This window comes from Stappia sp. 28M-7 (assembly GCF_014252955.1).
GTDB lineage: Bacteria > Pseudomonadota > Alphaproteobacteria > Rhizobiales > Stappiaceae > Stappia.
The window spans coordinates 22,109-40,910 of record NZ_JACMIA010000003.1 but is presented as its reverse complement, the minus strand read 5'-3'; the positions used below and the strand labels follow the sequence as shown (position 1 = coordinate 40,910).

Genomic DNA, 18,802 nt, shown 5'->3' with positions numbered 1-18,802 from the left:
TCAGGTCCTCGCAAGCGGACCGGCCGCACCGGTCCAGGCCAGACGCTGCAGCGCTTCACCCAGCAGAACCAGGGCGCCGGCCAGCAAGACCGCGTCCTTCAGCAGAAACTGGCCCGGCACGACCGACAGGGCGGGAAAGCCGCCAAGGCTCGGCTCCCAGCCGGGCGCGCTGAACAGGAAAGTCAGCGTCAGCGCGAAGGTTGAGGCAGCCATCAGGGCCCCAAGCGCGCCGATGCGGGCGGACCAGATGCCGAGAACCAGCGCCAATGCGGTCAGAATCTCGATCGTTCCGATCAGGTTCGACACGCCCTGGACACCGAGAATGCTGTTCAGCCAGCTGATGAAGGGGCTCGACGACACCAGCCCCTGGATGGCACCCGCTTCGTAGGCAGTGAACTTCATCGCGCCGATCCAGCCGAGGACCAGCACCAGGGAGACCCGAAGTCCGGCATGGCCGATGCGGCCGATCGTTTCGCCCGCTCCGGCAGCGCCGGGAACCGTCTCATGGGATAAAGTGCTGTTGGACATCTCGTCGTTCCTTTCTATTTTTTGACCGATAGGTCATTTTATGGCCGCGAAACTGCGACGCGGGTCGGCTGCGGTGAACATGTGACTTTGTGACCAATCGGTCAACAAACAGGAAATCACGAATGCGCGACACCACCGCGATGGGCAGACCCCGGGAGTTCGACGAGGACGAAATCCTGCTGAAGATCATGTCGCTGTTCTGGGAGCATGGTTACGAAGGGACATCCCTGCGCGACATCATGCAGGCAACCGACCTGCGAAAGGGCAGCCTCTACGCCGCTTTCGGCGACAAGCACGCCATGTATCTGAAGGCAATTGCCCGCTACGAAGCCCTGGTTGTCGATGGCGCGGCAGACGATCTGCGGGCGGTCGCGCCGATGGAGGGAGTCTCTGCCTTCCTCTCCGTCCCGATCGATGCGGCCTGGAGCCAGGGAGACCGGCGCGGCTGCTTTCTCTGCAACGCCTCGGCAGACAAGGCGAGCGAGGACGCCGAAACACAGGCGATGGTGTCGCGCGGCTTCGACAAGCTGGAACGGGCACTTGCGGAGGCGGTCGCGGCACTCGCACCACAGCTTGCGCCGCCGGAGATCCAGTCGACGGCGACGATGCTGCTGTCGGTCTATGTGGGACTGCGGGTCATGGCGCGCAGCGGAGCGGGGCGCGAGCGGATGGAAGGCGCGCGCGACGCAGCGATGGCCAACCTTGCCCGGTTGGCGACCGCAGGATCCGGGAACTAGCTGAAAACCCTAGACCGGCTTCATGCCGTTGCGGGCCAGGACCTCTCCGGCGAGATAGAGCGACCCGCAGATCAGGATGCGCGGCGGCACGTCGTCGGCGGCAGCCTGCTTTCGCACATGGGCAAGCGCGTCGACAAGCGAGGCATAGGCCTCGGCCGCAAGACCGGCCTCGCGCGCGGAGCCCGCAAGGCAGGACGGGTCGCGCCCGGCATCGGTGGTGGTCAGCGGCACGCAGGCGACCTCGCGCGCAAGCCCTGCAAACGGGCGGAAGAAGCCAACCGGATCCTTGGTCTTGAGCATGCCCGAGACGAGATAGAGCGGCCGCGGCCGGCGCTCTTCCTGCTCCGCCATCACTTCCGCGATGGTGATGCCGGCCCCCGGATTATGGCCGCCGTCGAGCCAGAGCTCGCTGCCCGGCGGGCACAGCTCGAGGAGCGGACCTTCCGTCAGCGGCTGCATGCGGCCCGGCCAGTCGACCGACAGGAGCCCGGCCTCGATGGCCTCGGGCGCCGGCAAGCGGCCGGCGGCACGCAGCGAGGCGATGGCCATGGCCGCGTTGACGATCTGGTGCCGGCCGAACAGTCGCGGCAGCGGCAGGTCCATCAACCCCTCCTCGTCCTGGTAGACGAGACGGCCGTTTTCCTCAAAGGCAGTGAAATCCTGCCCGAAGACCTGGAGCGGGGCCCCCAGGCGGGCGGCAATGCGCGAAATCACGTCCAGCGCGTCGTCCGGCTGCTGGGCGATCACCGCCGGGCAGCCGCGCTTGAGGATACCGGCCTTTTCCGCCGCGATGTCCGCCAGCGTCTCGCCGAGATAGCGCTCATGATCCATCGACAGCGGCGTGATCGTGGCGGCCAGCGGGGCATCGACGACATTCGTGGCGTCGAGCCGGCCGCCAAGGCCGACCTCGAGCAGCAGCACATCCGCCGGCTCCTCGGCAAAGAGCAGCAGGGCTGCGGCAGTGGTGACCTCGAAGAAGGTTATCTCCGCACCCGCATTGGCCTGCTCGCAGGTGTCCAGCGCCTCGATCAGCCGCGCGTCGGAAACGATGCGGCCGGCAAGGCGGATGCGCTCGTTGAAGGACACCAGATGCGGGGAGGTGTAGACATGGACCTTGAGGCCCGCGGCCTCCAGGATCGCTCGCATGAAGGCGGTGGTAGAGCCCTTGCCGTTGGTGCCGGCAATGTGGACGAGCGGCGGCAGACGGTCCTGCGGCCGCCCCAGCGCATCGAGCAGACGCTCCATGCGGCCGAGCGACAGGTCGATCTCGCGCGGGTGCAGCGCCAGAAGTCGGTCGAGGATCGCTGTTACCTGGTCCATTGTCCTGCCCGTCCTGCCGCGGGAAGGTCCGCGGCTGCAGCAGCCATCATGGTTACGGGATCATGCGCGGACGCGGCAAGCGTTGCTGCGTCCGCCCGTGTCGCGCCTGCGACAGCCCCGTCAGCGGCTCTCGCCGTCGGCCTCGCGGCTGCCGCTGTCGGCGACCGCAGAGGTTTCCCGGCCCTGGGCGAGCTCCGGCGAGACCTTGGCCTCGTCGGCTTCGCGCGGCGGCGTCATCAGCTCTTCCTCGTCCGGCAGGCTGACCTCGGCCTTCATCAGAATCGAGCAGACGCGGGCGATGGTCTCCGGCAGCTTGTGGCGATGCACGACCATGTCGACCATGCCGTGCTCGAGCAGGTACTCGGAGCGCTGGAAGCCCTCGGGGAGCTTCTCGCGGATGGTCTGCTCGATGACGCGGGGACCGGCAAAGCCGATCAGCGCACCCGGCTCGGCCATGTGCACATCGCCCAGCATCGCGTAGGACGCGGTCACGCCGCCGGTCGTCGGATTGGTGAAGACGACGATGTAGGGCAGGCCCGCATCCCGCAGCATCTGCACGCCGACGGTGGTGCGCGGCATCTGCATCAAGGACAGGATGCCTTCCTGCATGCGCGCACCGCCCGAGGCGACGAAGAGCACGAAGGGCGTTTTGCGCGCAACGGCCGTCTGCATGCCGGTCAGCACCGCCTCGCCGGCGGCCATGCCCAGCGAGCCGCCCATGAAGGCGAAGTCCTGCACGGCGGCGGTCATGTCCATGCCGCGCAGCTTGCCGGTCGCAACCGTCACGGCGTCGTCGAGCCCGGTCTTGGCCCGCGCATCGCGCAGGCGGTCGGTATAACGCTTCTCGTCGCGGAACTTCAGCGGGTCGGCCACGACCTCGGGCGTCTTCACTTTCTCGAAGGTGCCGCCGTCGAAAAACAGCTCGAGCCGCCGGGTGCCGGAAATCCGCATGTGGTGGCCGGAATTCGGCACCACCCACTGGTTCGCCTCGAGATCGCGATGGAAGACCATCTCGCCGGTCTCGGGGCACTTGATCCAGAGGTTCTCCGGCACGTCCCGCTTCTGCAGCAGGCCACGAATCTTCGGGCGAACGACGTTGTTGATCCAGTTCAAGGCAGATACCGTCCGTTGTCTTGCATGTTCCCGGCCGTCATGCGGCCGATGCGGCTCAGCCGCGGGCCCGGGCAACACCCTCGGCGAGCGAACGCACCACCGAGGCCACAGCCTCGACCGTCGCATCCGTCGCCCGGCCCTCGCCGTCGAGGCTCGTGCGCACCGCTTCCACCAGCACCGATCCGACGACGACGCCATCGGCGTCGCGACCGATCACCTCGGCATCCTCCACCGTCTTGACGCCGAAGCCGACCGCCACGGGCAGCGCGGTATGGCGCTTGATGCGGCGGACCGCCTCGGTCACCCGATCGCGGTTGGCGATGGTGGCACCGGTGATGCCGGTCACCGATACGTAATAAACGAAACCCGACGTGTTGGCGAGAACGGCCGGCAGCCGCTTGTCGTCAGTCGTCGGCGTGGTCAGGCGGATGAAATTGAGGCCGGCGGCCATGGCCGGCAGGCAGAGCTCGTCGTCGGCCTCCGGCGGGATATCGACGATGATCAGCCCGTCGACGCCCGCCTCGACCGCCGTTTTGACGAAAACGGCGGGATCACGCACGTAGATCGGATTGTAGTAGCCCATCAGCACGATGGGCGTGTCCTGGTCGTGGCGGCGGAAGGCACGCACCATGTCCAGCGTCTTGTCCATGGTCTGCCCGGCAGCCAGCGCGCGCTGGTTGGCGAGCTGCACGGGAATGCCTTCGGCCATGGGATCGGAGAAGGGCATGCCGAGCTCGATGACGTCGGCGCCCGCGGCCGGCAGCGCATCGAGGATCGCCTGGGAGGTGGCAAGGTCCGGGTCGCCAGCGGTAACGAAGGTCACCAGCGCCGGACGGTTCGCCGCCTGCAATGCCGCGAAGCGGCGGTCGATCCGCGTGTCACTCATCTTGCCCGGTCCCACCCTGTCATCTGTCCTGCCGGCGTCGGCCTGCCGTCGAGGCCGGCCGCTCGCGGCTTTCGCAGGCCATTCCTGCCCGCGAAAGCCAGTGGGGATGTAGGGGGCGGAGTACCCCCCTGTCAATTGGCGAAGCGTCGGCAACCGCCGACGCCTGCCTCAGAGGCGGCCGGTGAGTGCCGCGTCGAAGATCTCGGCTGCACCCTCGAGGGTCAGCTCGATCGGATTGCCGCCGGCGGTCGGATCGACGATGGCCATTTCGGCGATCTTCGCGGCCTTGGCGCCGTCGACCTTCAGACCGTCCAGCGTATGCGGCACATCGAGCGCAGTGCGCAGGTCGAGCACCGCCTGCAGGAAGCCGTCGAAGCCGCCGGAGATACCGAGATAACCGGCGAGCCGGTCGATCTTGGTGGCGATGGCCGAGCGGTTGAAGTCGAGCACATAGGGCATGAAGACCGCGTTGGTCATGCCATGATGGGTGTCGTAGAGGGCGCCGACCGGATGGGAAAGCGCATGGATGGCGCCGAGGCCCTTCTGGAAGGCGACCGCGCCCATTGCGGCGGCCGACATCATGTGGCCGCGCGCAACGAGATCATCCGGCGTTTCGGCGACGCGCTTCAGGTTCTCGAAGACGAGGCGCATGCCCTCGACCGCAATGCCATCGCCCATCGGGTGGTAGAAGGTGGAGGAATAGGCCTCCAGGCAGTGGGCGAGGGCGTCCATGCCGGTGCCGACGGTGAAGTAGCGCGGCATGCCCACGGTCAGCTCGGGATCGCAGATGACGATGCCCGGCAGCATCTTCGGATGGAAGATGACCTTCTTGGTGTGGGTTTCCTCGTTGGTGATGACGCCGGCGCGCCCAACCTCGGAACCGGTGCCGGCCGTGGTCGGGACGGCGAGGATCGGCGCGATGCCGTCCGGATCGGCGCGGGTCCACCAGTCGCCGATATCCTCGAAATCCCACATCGGCCGGGTCTGGCCGGCCATGAAGGCGATGACCTTGCCCGCATCGAGACCGGAGCCGCCGCCGAAGGCGATGACGCCGTCATGACCGCCGGCGCGGTAGGCGGCAACGCCCGCTTCGACATTGGACGCGGTCGGGTTCGGCTTGATGTCGCTGAAGATGTCCGGCTCCAGGCCGGCCTGGCGCAGCAGTTCCAGTGCGTTGGCGGTCATCGGCAGGCGGGCAAGGCCCGGGTCCGTGACGAGGAGCGGCCGCTTCATGCCGAGCAGGGCGGCACATTTGCCGAGCTCCTTGATGCGCCCGGCGCCGAAGCGCACGGAGGTCGGATAGTTCCAGTTGGCGGACGGGGTGGTGGTCATGTCCTCAGATCCTGACAGGAAGGAATGCGAAGCGGAGATGGCTGCGCGCCGTTACGAGCGGGCGCGCAGGTGGAAGGACTTCGGCCGCGTCAGCGACAGGTATCCGATTTCCGACAGGGCCGCGCCCTTGCCGGTGTCCTTGACGCCGGTCCACACCAGCGCCGGGTCGAGATAGTCGCAGCGGTTCATGAAGATCGTACCGGTCTCCACGCGGTCGCCGATGGCGATGGCGGCCTCCTCGTCGGCGGTCCAGATCGAGGCGGTCAAGCCGTAGGGGCTGTCGTTCATCAGCGCGATGGCCTCCTCGTCGGAGCGCACCTTCATCACGCCGACAACCGGGCCGAAGCTCTCCTCGCGCATCACCGACATCTGGTGATCGACGTCGACCAGCACCTGCGGCATCAGGTAGGGCGTGCCTTCCTTGTCCTGAGGGAAGCGGGCGCGGTCGACCAGGGCCTTGGCGCCCTTGCGCAGGGCCTCGGCGGTCTGCTCGCGCACATGGGCGGCAAAGCGCGCCTGCGCCATCGGGCCGAGCGTCGTCGCCTCGTCGAGCGGATTGCCGAGCGTGTAGGCGGAGGCTGCTGCCGCCAGACCCTCGACCACCGCGTCATAGTGCTTCTCGTGCACATAGACGCGCTCGATACCGCAGCAGCACTGACCGGAATTGTAGAAGGCGCCATCGGCCAGGTTCTCGACCGCGAAGGCGACGTCGGCGTCCTCGCGGACATAGGCCGGGTCCTTGCCGCCGAGCTCCAGGCCGAGCGTGGCGAAGGTTCCGGCCGCCGCCTTCTCGATGGCGCGGCCGCCGGCGACCGAGCCGGTGAAGTTGATATGGTCGATGCGGCCCGAACCGAGCAGCGCCTCGGTCTGGCCGTGGTTCAGCACGATGTTGCGGAAGACGCCCTTGGGCAGGCCCGCCGCCTTGAACGCCTTGTCGAGCCGCTCGCCGACCAGCAGCGTCTGCGCCGCGTGCTTGAGGATCACCACATTGCCGGCGATCAGCGCCGGGACGATGGTGTTGATCGCGGTCATGAACGGGTAGTTCCACGGTGCGATGACCATGACGATGCCGAGCGGCTCCGGCCGCACGTAGCGGGTGAAGCCCGGACGGTCCGTGTGGTGGCGGGCCCGGAGCGACTCCTCGGCGATCTTGACCATGTAGTCGGTGCGCTCGCGCGTGCCGCCCTTCTCGCCGCCATAGCGCACCGGCCGGCCCATCTGCCAGGCCAGCTCGGGCACGATCTCGTCGTTCATCGCCTCGAGCGCGGCAACGGCGGCCAGCACAGCCGAGCAGCGCTCGGACAGCGGGGTGGCCGCCCAGGCGGCCTGCGCGGCGCGGGCCTCGGCCACAGCCTGGTCGATCTCGGCAGCACTCGCCACGGGACGCTCGGCATAGACGGAGCCGTCGACCGGGGAAATCAGCTTGATCACGTCGGACATGTCACACCTTTCGGGCAGGTCCGCGCTGGCGGCCTGCCTCTGCATGTTTGCAAGATATTCCAAGTGGATCCGGCCCGCTGCGGCGGGCCGAAATCCTCAACTGCGCTCGAAGCCGCGGGCCAGTTCGTAGTCGGTGACCACGCGGTCGAATTCTTCCTGCTCCCATTCCGCCGCGCGGACGTAGTGGTCGATCACCGCATCGCCGAAGGCCTCGCGCAGCATCTTCGACTTGCGCAGGGTCTCGGTCGCCGCGCGCAGGGTGCGCGGGATCTCCTTCAGCCTCCGCGACTGGTAGAGATCGCCGGTCACCGGCGCCTCAAGCTCCAGTTTCTCCTCGATGCCCCGAATGCCGGCCGCAAGCTGCGCGGCCAGGGCCAGATAAGGGTTGAGGTCCGAGCCGCCGATGCGGCATTCGACGCGCACACCCTTCGTGCCCTCGCCGCACAACCGGAAGCCGGCGGTGCGGTTGTCGACCGACCATGCGGTCTTGGTCGGCGCGAAGGTGCCCTTCTGGAAGCGCTTGTAGCTGTTCACATAGGGCGCCAGGAACCAGGTGTAATCCGAAGCGTACCGGATCAGGCCGGCCATGTAGTGATGCATCAGCTGGGACATGCCGTGCTGCGCATCCGGATCGAAAAAGGCGCTGGAGCCGTCCTTGTTCCACAGCGACTGATGCACATGGGACGAGGAACCGACGCGGGCATGATGCCATTTCGGCATGAAGGTCACCGCGCGGCCGTGCTGCCAGGCGATCTCCTTGGTGGCATGCTTGGCTATGGTGTGGTGATCGGCGCAGCCGAGCGGATCCGCATAGCGGATGTTCAGCTCCTCCTGGCCGGCCTCGGCCTCGCCCTTGGAATTCTCCACCGGAATGCCCGCGGCATAAAGGTGATTGCGGATCGGGCGCATCACCTCCTCTTCCTTGGTGGTCTGGAGGATGTGGTAGTCCTCGTTATAGGCCGAGATCGGTTCCAGATCGCGGAAGCCCGAGCGGCGGATATCGTCGAAGCTCTTCTCGAACAGGAAGAACTCCAGCTCCGTCGCCATCTTGGCCTCGAGGCCCATGGCATCGAGACGGGCGATCTGGCCCTTCAGCAGCGCGCGCGGCGAATGCGGCACCGCCTCGTGATGGTGATGGTCGAGAACATCGCACAGTACCATCGCCGTGCCGTCCAGCCAGGGCACGGGACGCAGGGTCGACAGGTCCGGCTTCATCACATAGTCGCCGTAGCCGCCGGCCCAGCTGGTCGATGCATAGCCTTCGACAGTGTACATCTCGAGGTCCGTCGCCAGCAGGTAGTTGCAGCAATGGGTCTCCTCGAAGGAATGCTCGATGAAGTTGCGCGCATGAAAGCGCTTGCCCATCAGGCGGCCCTGCATGTCGACGGCGCAGACCAGCACCGTGTCGATGGCGCCGTCGGCGACGGCGGCCTTGAGAGCGTCGAAAGAAAGATTGCCAGCCATTGGAACCATCATTGTCGGTTAAGCGGGGCGAAAGCGCGGGCGCGGTCGGGAAAGGAAGGCCGGGGCGACCAACGCCGCCCCGGCCCGCCGGCATCAGGTGTAGCGGTAGGGCCGCCCGGCCTTCTGCATGTCGGAATTGTACTTCTTGAAGATCTCCACGACCTTCGCCTTGATCTCGGACTCTGCCGCAATCTCGTCCCAGAACTTGACGGCAGCCTCCTCGACGGTAGCCCACTCGGCGTCCGGAATCGAGGTCAGCTCCATCTTGGTGCCGTTGACGCGAAGGCTCGCCTCGCCGCCCCAGTACCACCACTGGCGGTAATAGTGGGACGCATCCATGGCCAGCTGCAGCATGGTCTTGAGATGGTCCGGCAGCTCATTCCACTTGTCCATGTTGGCAAAGAACGAGCCGGCCCAGGCGCCGGAGATGTTGTTGGTCAGGAAGTAGTTGGTCACGTCGGCCCAGCCGACCGTGTAGTCCTCGGTGATGCCCGACCAGGCGACGCCGTCGAGTTCGCCGGTCTGCACCGCGACCTCGATATCCTCCCAGGGCAGCGTCACCGGCACCACGCCGAACTGGGCCAGGAAGCGGCCCGCGGTCGGGAAGGTGAAGACGCGCTTGCCCTTCAGGTCGGCAAGGCTGCGGATCGGGTCCTTGGTGGCGAAGTGGCACGGATCCCAGGCGCCAGCGGAGATGTGCTTGACGCCGACCTTGGCGTATTCCTCTTCCCAGATCTCCTTCAGGCCGTACTGGTTGAACAGCACCGGCACATCCAGCGAGTAGCGGCTGGCGAAGGGGAAGTAGCCGCCGAACACGGTCACTTCCGTCGGCGAGGCCATGGAATCGTCATCCGACTGCACCGCGTCGATGGTGCCGCGCTGCATGGCGCGGAACAGCTCGCCCGTCGGCACCAGCTGATCGGCGAAGAACAGCTCGATCTCCATCTGGCCGTTGGCCGCCTTGTTGAAGGCGTCGATATGCGGCTTGATCACGTGCTCGGCGAGCGCGGCGCCCGCATAGGTCTGCAACCGCCACTTGATCGGCGCCTGGCCGAGCACGGCAGGAGCGGCCAGCGTCGAGGCGCCGGCAGCGGCGACGGTGCCAAGGCCTGCCTTCTTCAGAAAGTCGCGTCTGTTGGTCATGTCTCATTCCCCTTTGGATTCGTTGAAGAGATGCAAGAGCGCGCCCTTTCTGATTGTTGTGGTGGCGCGGCGTTCGGTGTCCGGTGGTGAAGCTCCTTGTGTTGCGGTGGTGAGGGATTTCGTCTGATCTTCCGGATCAGCGGCCGTAGATGTAGTCGGGCAGCCACAGGGCGATCTGCGGGAAGACCATTATCAATGCCAATGCGAGGATCATGACCAGCACGAAGGGCGCGATCGAGCCGTAGATGTCCCGCATGGTGATTTCCGGAGGCGCCATCGCCCGCATCAGGAACAGATTGTAGCCGAAGGGCGGGGTCATGTAGGCGATCTGGGTGGTGACCGTGTAGAGCACGCCGTACCACACGAGGTCGAAGCCGAGCGCGGCGACCAGCGGCACGTAGAGCGGCGCGACGATCACCAGCATCGCCGTGTCGTCGAGGAAGGTGCCCATCACCAGGAAGGACACCTGCATCAGGATCAGGATCATCCAGGGCGACAGGCCGAGCCTTTCGGTGAAGAGGGTCTCGATCGCCTTGACCGCGCCGAGACCGTCGAACACGGCGCCGAAGCCGAGCGCGGCAAGAATGATCCACATGAACATGCAGGAGATCGCGAGCGTCTGGCGCAGGCAGGTCTCGAACACCTTCCAGGTCATCCGGCGCTTGAGCACGGCGGCGACGAACGCGGTCATGGCGCCGATCGCGGAGCTCTCGACCAGCGAGGTCCAGCCGTTGACGAAGGGCACCATCATCGCCGCGAAGATCACCAGCGGCAGGATGCCGGCGCCGAGCAGGCGCATCTTTTCAGCACCCGACACGTTGCGCTCGTCCACCGGCAGGACCGGGCCGAGCGAGGGCGTGATACGGCAGCGGACATAGATGTAGACGACGAACATCGTCGCCATCATCAGACCCGGCACCACACCGGCGAGCCAGAGCTGGCCGACCGGCTGGCGCGCAATCATTGCGTACAGCACCAGCACCACCGACGGCGGCACCAAAATGCCGAGCGAGGATCCGGCCTGGATGACGCCGGTGACCATGCGCTTGTCGTAGCCGCGGCGCAGCAGCTCGGGCAGGGCGATGGTGGCGCCGATGGCCATGCCGGCGACGGACAGGCCGTTCATCGCCGAGACCAGCACCATCAGTCCGATCGTGCCGATGGCGAGACCGCCGGAGACCGGCCCCATCCACACATGGAACATCTTGTAGAGGTCGTCGGCGATCTTCGATTCCGACAGGACATAGCCCATGAAGATGAACATCGGCAGGGTGAGAAGCGGGTACCACTTCATCAGCTTCATGGCCGAGGCGAAGGGAATGTCGGACCCGCCGGTGCCCCACAGCGCCAGCGCCGCGACGGCCGCCACGCCGCCGATGGCACCGAAAACGCGCTGACCGGTCAGCAGCATCAGCATCATCGACGAGAACATCAGCAGCGCGATCATCTCATAGGACATCAGATTTCCTCTCCGCGGATGCGCGCGATGTCCTTGATGAGCTCGGAGACGGCCTGCAGCAGCATCAAGAGGAAGCCCAGGCACATGATCGCCTTGATCGGCCAGATCACCGGCCGCCAGGCGGTCGGGCTGCGCTCGACATGGCCGATCACCTCGGCCGCAGCGTCAGGGCCGCCGGTGATGAAGGCGACGGCCAGATCCTTCAGGAAGACGAAGGGCTCGGTACCGAAATGGCCCAGAGAATAGGCGGTCGATCCGACGCCGCCATAAAGCAGGACGCCGAGATAGAAGATCAGAACCAGCACCGTGAACGCGTCGAACCAGGCCTTCTTCTTCACGGACCAGCCGGCATAGAAGAGGTCCATGCGCACGTTCGAGCCGAGCTGGATCGAATAGGGCCCGCCGAGAATGTAGTAGGCGACCATCGCGAACTGGGCGACCTCCAGCGTCCACAGGGACGGCAGGAAGAAGGTCTTGGAGATCGACGACCACAACAGCACGGCGACCATGACGAAGAGGCCGTACATCACCACCCGCCCAAGGCGGTAGTTGATCGCGTCGACGACCCTCACATAGCCGCGCATCAGGGAGGTCATCATCCGGACCTCCCTTCCGCCGCGAGCTGCGCCAGCGCGGCATCGAGCGCACGGCCGAGCCGGTCGGCCCACAGGCTTTCGCCGGCGTCGTCCGCGATCTCGTCGTTGCGCACCTCGATCATCACGCAGGGCAGGCCCCGCGCCTCGCCGTGGCGGCCGACCGTGTAGTAGACCCCGTCGCCCGGCGCATAGGGCTCGTTGTCGCCGAGATCGACGATGCCCTGTGCCGCAAGATCGGCCAGCATCGCCTCGGCGACCCTGCGGTCGCGATTGGACAGGATGCCGACGGGCCAGGGGCGGTCGAAGCCCTTGTAGAGCGGCGTGAAGCTGTGAACCGAGACGACGATGCTGTCGAGGCCGGCGGCCGCGCGCGCGTCGAGCAGCGTTTCGATACGGGAATGGAAAGGCGTGTGGGCAAGGGCGATGCGACGGGCCCGCTCGGCCGCGCCCAGGTCGCGATTGCCGGGGATCTCGGTCGTCTCGCTGATCGCCGGAATCAGGTCGTGGGCTGCGATATCGCGGTTGCAGTCGAGAACAAGCCGCGACAGGTCGGGATAGACGAGAGGCGCATCGAACCGCCGCGACAGATGTCGCGAGACACCGAGCGCACCGGGATCCCAGGCGATGTGGGCGCGCCGCGCCGCCTCGTCCAGGCCGAGATCGCCGTATTCGGGCGGCAGCCGCCGCGAGGCGTGGTCGCATAGAAGGACGATCTTGCCGCGGCCGCCGGCATTTTCCGCGACCACGACCGTTTCCGCCTGCGACATGTCGCCGGGTAATAGCTCGCCGTCGCGTGCCGCTGTCGGCTCCATCCCTGTCCCCCAGCCGGTTGCCTTGGCGGAAAGTCGCAAACGCTGTTTTATTTGTTACAAAATTGCGTTTAATCCCGCCTTCTGTATGATTTGATACATGCGCGAGACCGATGTCAATCGGGTTTGCGAAAGCGTCCGCCCGGCGACGCGGAACCCGGCCGGGGAGGCGGCCTCAAGACCATGACATCCCTTGCCGAAGAAATCCGCGAAAGACTCGGCGAGTGCACTGCGACGGAGCGCCGCGCAGCTCTCGCCCTGCTCGCCAACTACCCGGTGCTGGGACTGGGCACCGTCGCGCAGTTCGCCAGCGCGGCCGGCGTCAGCTCGCCGACGATCCTGCGCTTTGCCGCGCGGATGGGCTGCGGCACCTATGCGGCGCTCCAGACCAGGCTGCGCACGGAGCTGGAGGACCAGCTGAAATCGCCGCTGGCCAAGGCCAAGGACGGCACCCAGGCGGGCGGCGCGGCCACCGCAGCCGGCATCGGCGCCGTGGCGGAGGCGGTTCGCGCCAATATCGGCGAGACCTTCCGCCATCTGCCGGCGGCCGAGCTGGAGGCCGTCGTCTCGCTCCTGTCCGACGAGCGCCGCACAATCTACCTGCTGGGCGGCCGCTTCACCGACGCGCTGGCCCGCTACATGGCCGCGCATCTGCGGATCCTGCGCTCCGGCGTCATGCACATGGCCGGTCAGGAGGGTAACTGGCGTGATGCCCTGCTGGATATCGGACGGCGCGACGTGCTGGTGGTCTTCGACATCCGCCGCTATCAGGCCGACCTGGTCCGCATGGCCACGGCGGCGGCCAAGCGCGGGGCAACGGTGGTGCTGATCACGGACAGCTGGCTGTCGCCGATCGCCAGCGTCGCGACCCATGTGCTGCCCGCCCGCATCTCCGTGCCCTCGCCCTGGGATTCCTCCGCCGCCCTGATGGTGATCGCCGAAACGCTGGTTGCCGGCGTCACCGCGCGCGATCCCGAGCGCAGCGAACGGCGCATGTCGGCGCTGGAGGCCTATCGCGACGAGGAAGACGGCAAGCGGGCCGGCCCGCCCAAGAACGAGCCGCCGACGGCCGGCTGACAGGCTGCGGATCAGCCCCGCGCAAGGCCGCGCTGGTCGACCGCCTCGCGCATGGCGGCCATGAACAGGAGCAGGTCGGGCGTATGCGCCTCCGCGGCGCGGGTCGAGATGCCGACCGGCCCCAGCGTGATCCGGGTATCGACGGCAAGGGCCACCAACTGCCCCTCGGCAAGGTCGTTGGCGACGACGCCGTTGGAGATGATCCATACCGCCTCGCTGGAACGGGTGAAGGCCCGGCCGAAGGCGTTCGACACCGTCTCGATCCGGCGGGGCAGGCGGCCAATGCCGTTGGCCACCATCAACCGTTCCACCAACGGCCGGATCGCCGCGCTGCGGTTCGGATAGAGCACCGGAAACTCGGGCAGGCGGGCAAGGTCCGGGTCGCTGATCAACGGATGGCCGGGACGCACGGCCAGCACCACCTGCTCGCTGTAGAGCTGCTGGAAGGCAAGCCCCTGCATGGCGTCCGGCTGGCCGAGCCGCCCGATCACCACGTCCAGCGCCCCGGTCCGCAGCTGGTCGAGGAGATGGCCGTTCGGCCCGGTGACGATATCGAGCGTGGCCCCGCGCCCACGCTCCAGGTAGCGCCCGGCAGCCAGCGGCACGATGCTGGCCGCAACGCTCGGCAGGGCGCCGATGCGCAGCTGCCGCTCCGAGCCCATGCGCACTTGGTCGATGCCGTCGAGCCCTTCGCCCAGCGCGGCGACCGACAGGCCGGCATAGTGGCGGAAGATCTCGCCTTCCGCCGTCAGCGTCACCCCCGAACGCCCCCGCTCCATCAGGCTGACGCCGACGAGCGCCTCCAGCTCCTTCAGCGTCTTGGAAACGGCCGGCTGGGTCACGTTCAGGGCGCTCGCCGCCTCCGTCAGGCTGCGCAGCCGTGCCACCTCCAGAAAGGCCTGCAGATGGCGCAGCTTGATCCCTGCTCCGACTGGCATTTCGCATCTCCGGTTATACAAAACGGCAAAATTCTCATTTTACATTACCAATTGCCGCGTCCATCCTGAAGCTCCACAGAGCCAGGGAGGACGGATCGTGCAGGCGGTCTCACGACACGGGCGCATTCTCAACGCGGCCTTCCGGCCGGGACGCGGGACAGCTCCCGTCCTTGCCTTTTCCAATTCGCTCGGAACCGACTTCCGCATCTGGGACGATCTCCTCGCGCGTCTGCCGGACGATTGGGGCCTGCTGCGCTACGACACGGCCGGGCACGGACTGTCGCCGGGCGGCATCGGCATGAGCATCGACGACCATGGCGACGATCTGGTCGCGCTGCTCGACAGCTACGGCATCGAAAAGGCGGTGATCGTCGGCCTGTCGGTCGGCGGGCTGATCGCGCAGTCGGTGGCGATCCGCCACGGCGACCGCGTCGCCGGACTGGTCCTGTCCAATACCGGCATGAAGATCGGTACGCCCGAGATCTGGAACGGCCGCGCCGAGGCGATCCGCGCAGGCGGCATGGATGCCATCGGCGATGCGACGATGGAGCGCTGGTTCTCCCGCGCCTTCCGCGAGGGGCGCCCGGCCGAGCTGCTGCGCTGGCGGACGATGCTCGTGCACACGCCGGCCGACAGCTACATCGCGCTCGGCAGCGCCATTCGCGATGCCGACTACCGCGACCGCGCGGGCAGCATCGCGGTCCCGACCCTGTGCATCGCCGGCAGCGAGGACAGCGCGACGCCGCCCGAGACTCTGCGTGCGCTTGCCGCCACGATTCCCGGCGCAACATGCGAGGAAATCGCCGGCGTCGGCCACCTGCCCTGCATCGAGGTGCCGGACAGAGTGGCGGACCTGATCAGCACTCTGGTGGAGCGCGTGACAGCATGAGCGGACAGGATCCCTTCGAGGCGGGCATGGCGACTCGCAAGGCCGTTCTGGGCGAGGCGCATGTGGCGCGCGCCGAGGCCGCCCGCGATGCGTTCGACGGACCGTTCCAGGACCTGATCACCCGGGGCGCCTGGGGCGGGGTCTGGGCGCGCGACACGATCAGCCGGCGGGAGCGCTCGATGATCACCATCGCGCTGCTCGCCGCGCTCGGCCATGACGAGGAACTGGCGATGCATTGCCGGGCCACCGCACGCACCGGCGCAAGCCGCGAAGATATCTGCGAAGCCTTGCTGCATGTGGCAATCTATGCCGGCGTACCGGCCGCAAACCGGGCGATCCGCATCGCCCGTGCCGCCTTCGCCGAAATCGAGACGCCCCAAGACGGGCCGGGAGGAGACAAGCCGTGACCACCGCCTTCTACCGGCGCGACCGCTCGCAGCAACCGCTGCCGCTGTCGCCGGGCTACAAGAGCACCGTCCTGCGCGCGCCGGTCCGCCCACTGCATGCACTCGAGCAGACCAGCCTGGAGCAGACCGGGCCGGCGCTCGGCCATACGCCGCTGGGGCCGCACGACCATGACCTGATCCGCAATGCGGCAACCACCGGCGACGCGCTCGGAGAGCGCATCTACGTCTTCGGACGGGTGCTCGACGAGAACGCCCGACCGGTGCCGAACGCGCTGATCGAAGTCTGGCAGGCCAATGCGGCCGGCCGCTACGCCCATGTGCGCGACGGCTACCTGGCGCCGCTCGACCCGAATTTCTCCGGCTGCGGGCGCTGCGTCAGCGATGCCGACGGGCGCTACCTGTTCCGCACCATCAAGCCGGGCCCCTATCCGTGGCCGAACAACGGCTCCGACTGGCGGCCCGCGCATATCCACCTTTCGGTGTTCGGCGAGGCCTTCAGCCAGCGGCTGATCACCCAGCTCTATTTCGAAGGCGACCCGCTGATCCCGCTGTGCCCGATCGTCAACACGATCCCGGACAAAGACGCGGTCGACCGACTGGTGGCGCGGCTCGACCTGCGCAACCAGGAGCCGTTCGACTGCCTCGCCTACCGGTTCGACATCGTGCTGCGCGGACGGCGGCAAACCCATTTCGAGAACCGGACGGAGGGCCTGTGATGAACGACCGGCTGAAGGAAACCCCCTCCCAGACGGCAGGACCTTACGTCCATATCGGCACCGCGCCCCAGGCGATCGGCCGACCGGCGCTGCCGAACCAGCCCGGGCCGGTGATCGAGAGCAACACCGGCGAGGCCATCGTCATCGAGGGGCTGGTGCGCGACGGCTCGGGCGCTCCGGTGCGCGATGCGATGCTGGAGATCTGGCAGGCGGACGGCATGGGCCGGATCGGCGAATATGGCCTCTTCGCCCGCGCGACGACGGATTTCGATACCGGCACCTTCCGATTCAGGACCGTGCGGCCGGGCCGGCATGCCGAGGGCCACGCCCCGCATGTGGCCGTGCTGATCTTCGCCCGCGGCATCAACATCCACCTGCACACGCGCATGTATTTTCCGGAAGATCGCGAGGCGCTGGCCAAGGATCCCGACATGCGCCGTCTCGAGCCGGAGGCGGTGGCAACGCTGATCGCCACCGAGGACGGCAAGACCCAGGACGGACTGCCGCTCTACCGCTTCGACATCCGCCTGCAGGGCGAAAACGAAACGGTGTTCTTCGACATCTGAGCCCCGGCAGCCACCGGGCGACAGGACAGGCGTATCATGGCCGACATCCCCCTCGTTTCGCCGCTCCTTGCCGGCTTGTTCGGCGACGACGAAACCGCAGCCCTGTTCTCGGCCGAGGCGGAGATCGCCGCGATGGTGGAGGTGGAGCGGGCGCTCGCCCGCCTTCAGGGAAGCGCCGGCCTGATCCCCCAAGCCGCAGCCGACGCCATCGACCGGGAGCTCTCCGGCCTCCTGCCGACATCTGCGGAGCTTGCCGCCGGAACGGCCGCGGCCGGCGTCCCGGTACCCGCGCTGGTGGCGGCCCTGCGGCAGAAGCTGTCGCGGCCGGCGGCCGACTACCTGCATTTCGGCGCGACCTCGCAGGACATCGTCGATACCGGCCTGATGCTGCGTCTCGCCCGCACGCTTGCGCTGTTCGAGGCGCGGCTTGCAGACATCGTGGCGCAGCTTTCCGCGCTGGCTACCCGGCACCGGGCAACGCCGATGGCCGGCCGCACGCGCGGCCAGATCGCGACGCCCGTCAGCTTCGGCCTGCGGGTCGCGATCTGGACCCTGCCGCTGGCAAAGGCGCGGCGGCGCCTTGCCCGGCTGCGGCGCGAGGCGCTGGTCGTGCAGCTCGGCGGAGCCTCCGGCGATCTCGGCGCGATGGACGTGCCGGGACGCGCCGCGGAGCTGGCCGGTGCCCTTGCCCGCGAGCTCGGCCTTGTGCCCTCCCTTCCCTGGATGACCGATCGCGAGCCGCTGCGCCGGATCGCCCGGGAGGCGAGCGAGATCGCGCTGGCGCTCGGCAAGATCGGCGAGGACGTGATCCTGCTCGCCCGTTCGGAAGTCGGCGAGATCCGGCTTGCCGAGGCCGGCGGTTCCTCGACCATGCCGCAGAAGCAGAACCCGGTCCGGGCCGAGGCGCTGGTGGCGCTCGCACGCTTTGCCGCAGCACAGGCGGCCGCGCTTTCCGCCGATGCCCTGCACCGCGAGGAGCGGGACGGCGCCGCCTGGATGGGCGAGTGGCTGGTTCTGCCCCAGGTGATGCTGGCAACCGGGGCGGCTCTGCGCCATGCATGCGCGCTTGCCCCCGGCATGGAGGCCGATGCCACGCGGATGGCGGCGACCGCCACCGGCGGCGGCGGGCTGTCGCTCGCCGAGCGCTTTTCCTTCGCCCTGCTGGCCCATGTCGGCCGCGCGGCTGCGCAGGATCTGGTGAAGAAGGCTGCCGGCCTGGTGCGCGCCGAGGGCGGCACGCTGGCAGAGGCGCTGTCGAAGCTGAGCGATGCGCCGCTCGACTGGCAGGCGCTGGCCGACCCGTCGTCCATTTCGGGCGCGGCCGCGGCGATGACCGACGAGATGCTGGCCGAGATCGCCGCGCTCGCGCACGGCGACTGACG

The 18,802-nt window shown here is 67.5% G+C and carries 19 protein-coding genes; 7 read left to right on the top strand and 12 right to left on the bottom strand.

Annotation, left to right across the window (positions count from 1 at the left end; translation table 11 throughout):
- Positions 1-528 carry a YkgB family protein gene (locus H7H34_RS22365; protein WP_185926795.1) on the bottom strand — a complete coding sequence of 176 codons (528 nt, stop codon included), beginning with the start codon at positions 526-528 and terminating at the stop codon, positions 1-3.
- A 122-nt stretch (positions 529-650) separates the two neighbouring features.
- Here H7H34_RS22365 and H7H34_RS22360 point away from each other — a divergent pair, with 122 nt between their 5' ends.
- Positions 651-1,265 (top strand): TetR/AcrR family transcriptional regulator, encoded by a 615-nt coding sequence (locus tag H7H34_RS22360; protein WP_208986700.1) that lies wholly within the window; start codon positions 651-653, stop codon positions 1,263-1,265.
- A 9-nt stretch (positions 1,266-1,274) separates the two neighbouring features.
- On the opposite strand, the gene H7H34_RS22355 is transcribed toward H7H34_RS22360, so the two are convergent.
- From H7H34_RS22355 to H7H34_RS22310, 10 genes are all read right to left on the bottom strand, one after another.
- Positions 1,275-2,585 carry a bifunctional folylpolyglutamate synthase/dihydrofolate synthase gene (locus tag H7H34_RS22355; RefSeq protein WP_185926794.1) on the bottom strand — a complete coding sequence of 437 codons (1,311 nt, stop codon included), beginning with the start codon at positions 2,583-2,585 and terminating at the stop codon, positions 1,275-1,277.
- Positions 2,586-2,705: 120 nt separating this feature from the next.
- Positions 2,706-3,698, bottom strand: coding sequence for an acetyl-CoA carboxylase, carboxyltransferase subunit beta (accD, locus tag H7H34_RS22350; RefSeq protein WP_185926793.1), 993 nt, complete (start codon positions 3,696-3,698; stop codon positions 2,706-2,708).
- A gap of 55 nt (positions 3,699-3,753) precedes the next feature.
- Positions 3,754-4,584: a tryptophan synthase subunit alpha gene (gene trpA / locus H7H34_RS22345; protein WP_185926792.1), complete on the bottom strand. Its 831-nt coding sequence runs from the start codon at positions 4,582-4,584 to the stop codon at positions 3,754-3,756.
- 168 nt (positions 4,585-4,752) lie between these two features.
- Complete coding sequence (locus tag H7H34_RS22340) at positions 4,753-5,916, bottom strand: iron-containing alcohol dehydrogenase (protein WP_067224850.1); 1,164 nt, start codon at positions 5,914-5,916, stop codon at positions 4,753-4,755.
- A gap of 51 nt (positions 5,917-5,967) precedes the next feature.
- A complete protein-coding gene (locus H7H34_RS22335; protein WP_120270193.1) occupies positions 5,968-7,356 on the bottom strand; it encodes an aldehyde dehydrogenase family protein in 1,389 nt (462 codons plus the stop codon).
- A 96-nt stretch (positions 7,357-7,452) separates the two neighbouring features.
- On the bottom strand, positions 7,453-8,820 hold the full coding sequence (locus H7H34_RS22330) for a glutamine synthetase family protein (protein ID WP_185926791.1): 1,368 nt from the start codon (positions 8,818-8,820) through the stop codon (positions 7,453-7,455).
- Between the two features lie 93 nt (positions 8,821-8,913).
- A complete protein-coding gene (locus tag H7H34_RS22325; protein ID WP_120269842.1) occupies positions 8,914-9,963 on the bottom strand; it encodes a TRAP transporter substrate-binding protein in 1,050 nt (349 codons plus the stop codon).
- 136 nt (positions 9,964-10,099) lie between these two features.
- Entirely contained in the window at positions 10,100-11,422 is a 1,323-nt protein-coding gene (locus H7H34_RS22320; protein WP_120269843.1) for a TRAP transporter large permease, read from the bottom strand.
- Positions 11,422-12,018: a TRAP transporter small permease subunit gene (locus H7H34_RS22315; protein WP_120270194.1), complete on the bottom strand. Its 597-nt coding sequence runs from the start codon at positions 12,016-12,018 to the stop codon at positions 11,422-11,424. The genes H7H34_RS22320 and H7H34_RS22315 overlap by 1 nt, the downstream gene beginning before the upstream one ends.
- Positions 12,018-12,785, bottom strand: coding sequence for an N-formylglutamate amidohydrolase (locus H7H34_RS22310; RefSeq protein WP_185926853.1), 768 nt, complete (start codon positions 12,783-12,785; stop codon positions 12,018-12,020). The genes H7H34_RS22315 and H7H34_RS22310 overlap by 1 nt, the downstream gene beginning before the upstream one ends.
- Before the next feature lie 225 nt (positions 12,786-13,010).
- Between H7H34_RS22310 and H7H34_RS22305 the strand changes: the two genes are divergently transcribed.
- Positions 13,011-13,904 (top strand): MurR/RpiR family transcriptional regulator, encoded by an 894-nt coding sequence (locus tag H7H34_RS22305; protein WP_185926790.1) that lies wholly within the window; start codon positions 13,011-13,013, stop codon positions 13,902-13,904.
- Between the two features lie 11 nt (positions 13,905-13,915).
- Here the strand turns inward: H7H34_RS22305 and pcaQ are convergent, their stop codons facing one another.
- Positions 13,916-14,842, bottom strand: a complete 927-nt coding sequence (gene pcaQ, locus H7H34_RS22300; RefSeq protein ID WP_185926789.1) for a pca operon transcription factor PcaQ — start codon at positions 14,840-14,842, stop codon at positions 13,916-13,918.
- Between the two features lie 97 nt (positions 14,843-14,939).
- Between pcaQ and pcaD the strand changes: the two genes are divergently transcribed.
- From pcaD to H7H34_RS22275, 5 genes are read left to right on the top strand one after another with little or no spacing between them, the layout of a single operon-like run.
- Positions 14,940-15,731 (top strand): 3-oxoadipate enol-lactonase, encoded by a 792-nt coding sequence (gene pcaD, locus H7H34_RS22295; RefSeq protein WP_209006430.1) that lies wholly within the window; start codon positions 14,940-14,942, stop codon positions 15,729-15,731.
- Positions 15,728-16,138: a 4-carboxymuconolactone decarboxylase gene (pcaC, locus tag H7H34_RS22290; protein WP_185926788.1), complete on the top strand. Its 411-nt coding sequence runs from the start codon at positions 15,728-15,730 to the stop codon at positions 16,136-16,138. The genes pcaD and pcaC overlap by 4 nt, the downstream gene beginning before the upstream one ends.
- Positions 16,135-16,854 (top strand): protocatechuate 3,4-dioxygenase subunit beta, encoded by a 720-nt coding sequence (pcaH, locus tag H7H34_RS22285; protein WP_185926787.1) that lies wholly within the window; start codon positions 16,135-16,137, stop codon positions 16,852-16,854. Before pcaC ends, pcaH begins: the two co-directional genes overlap by 4 nt.
- Positions 16,854-17,420 (top strand): protocatechuate 3,4-dioxygenase subunit alpha, encoded by a 567-nt coding sequence (gene pcaG / locus H7H34_RS22280; RefSeq protein WP_185926786.1) that lies wholly within the window; start codon positions 16,854-16,856, stop codon positions 17,418-17,420. Before pcaH ends, pcaG begins: the two co-directional genes overlap by 1 nt.
- A gap of 36 nt (positions 17,421-17,456) precedes the next feature.
- A complete protein-coding gene (locus H7H34_RS22275; protein ID WP_185926785.1) occupies positions 17,457-18,800 on the top strand; it encodes a lyase family protein in 1,344 nt (447 codons plus the stop codon).
- Positions 18,801-18,802: the final 2 nt, after the last annotated feature.

What these genes read in the sequence shown, in the direction of transcription:
- H7H34_RS22340 (WP_067224850.1), bottom strand. Translation starts at nt 5,916, where the DNA reads ATGACCACCACCCCGTCCGCCAACTGGAACTATCCGACCTCCGTGCGC.
- H7H34_RS22310 (WP_185926853.1), bottom strand. Translation starts at nt 12,785, where the DNA reads ATGTCGCAGGCGGAAACGGTCGTGGTCGCGGAAAATGCCGGCGGCCGC.
- H7H34_RS22330 (WP_185926791.1), bottom strand. Translation starts at nt 8,820, where the DNA reads ATGGCTGGCAATCTTTCTTTCGACGCTCTCAAGGCCGCCGTCGCCGAC.
- H7H34_RS22365 (WP_185926795.1), bottom strand. Translation starts at nt 528, where the DNA reads ATGTCCAACAGCACTTTATCCCATGAGACGGTTCCCGGCGCTGCCGGA.
- H7H34_RS22320 (WP_120269843.1), bottom strand. Translation starts at nt 11,422, where the DNA reads ATGTCCTATGAGATGATCGCGCTGCTGATGTTCTCGTCGATGATGCTG.
- H7H34_RS22325 (WP_120269842.1), bottom strand. Translation starts at nt 9,963, where the DNA reads ATGACCAACAGACGCGACTTTCTGAAGAAGGCAGGCCTTGGCACCGTC.
- pcaC (WP_185926788.1), top strand. Translation starts at nt 15,728, where the DNA reads ATGAGCGGACAGGATCCCTTCGAGGCGGGCATGGCGACTCGCAAGGCC.
- pcaQ (WP_185926789.1), bottom strand. Translation starts at nt 14,842, where the DNA reads ATGCCAGTCGGAGCAGGGATCAAGCTGCGCCATCTGCAGGCCTTTCTG.
- pcaG (WP_185926786.1), top strand. Translation starts at nt 16,854, where the DNA reads ATGAACGACCGGCTGAAGGAAACCCCCTCCCAGACGGCAGGACCTTAC.
- H7H34_RS22335 (WP_120270193.1), bottom strand. Translation starts at nt 7,356, where the DNA reads ATGTCCGACGTGATCAAGCTGATTTCCCCGGTCGACGGCTCCGTCTAT.
- H7H34_RS22315 (WP_120270194.1), bottom strand. Translation starts at nt 12,018, where the DNA reads ATGACCTCCCTGATGCGCGGCTATGTGAGGGTCGTCGACGCGATCAAC.
- H7H34_RS22305 (WP_185926790.1), top strand. Translation starts at nt 13,011, where the DNA reads ATGACATCCCTTGCCGAAGAAATCCGCGAAAGACTCGGCGAGTGCACT.
- H7H34_RS22355 (WP_185926794.1), bottom strand. Translation starts at nt 2,585, where the DNA reads ATGGACCAGGTAACAGCGATCCTCGACCGACTTCTGGCGCTGCACCCG.
- H7H34_RS22275 (WP_185926785.1), top strand. Translation starts at nt 17,457, where the DNA reads ATGGCCGACATCCCCCTCGTTTCGCCGCTCCTTGCCGGCTTGTTCGGC.
- trpA (WP_185926792.1), bottom strand. Translation starts at nt 4,584, where the DNA reads ATGAGTGACACGCGGATCGACCGCCGCTTCGCGGCATTGCAGGCGGCG.
- H7H34_RS22360 (WP_208986700.1), top strand. Translation starts at nt 651, where the DNA reads ATGCGCGACACCACCGCGATGGGCAGACCCCGGGAGTTCGACGAGGAC.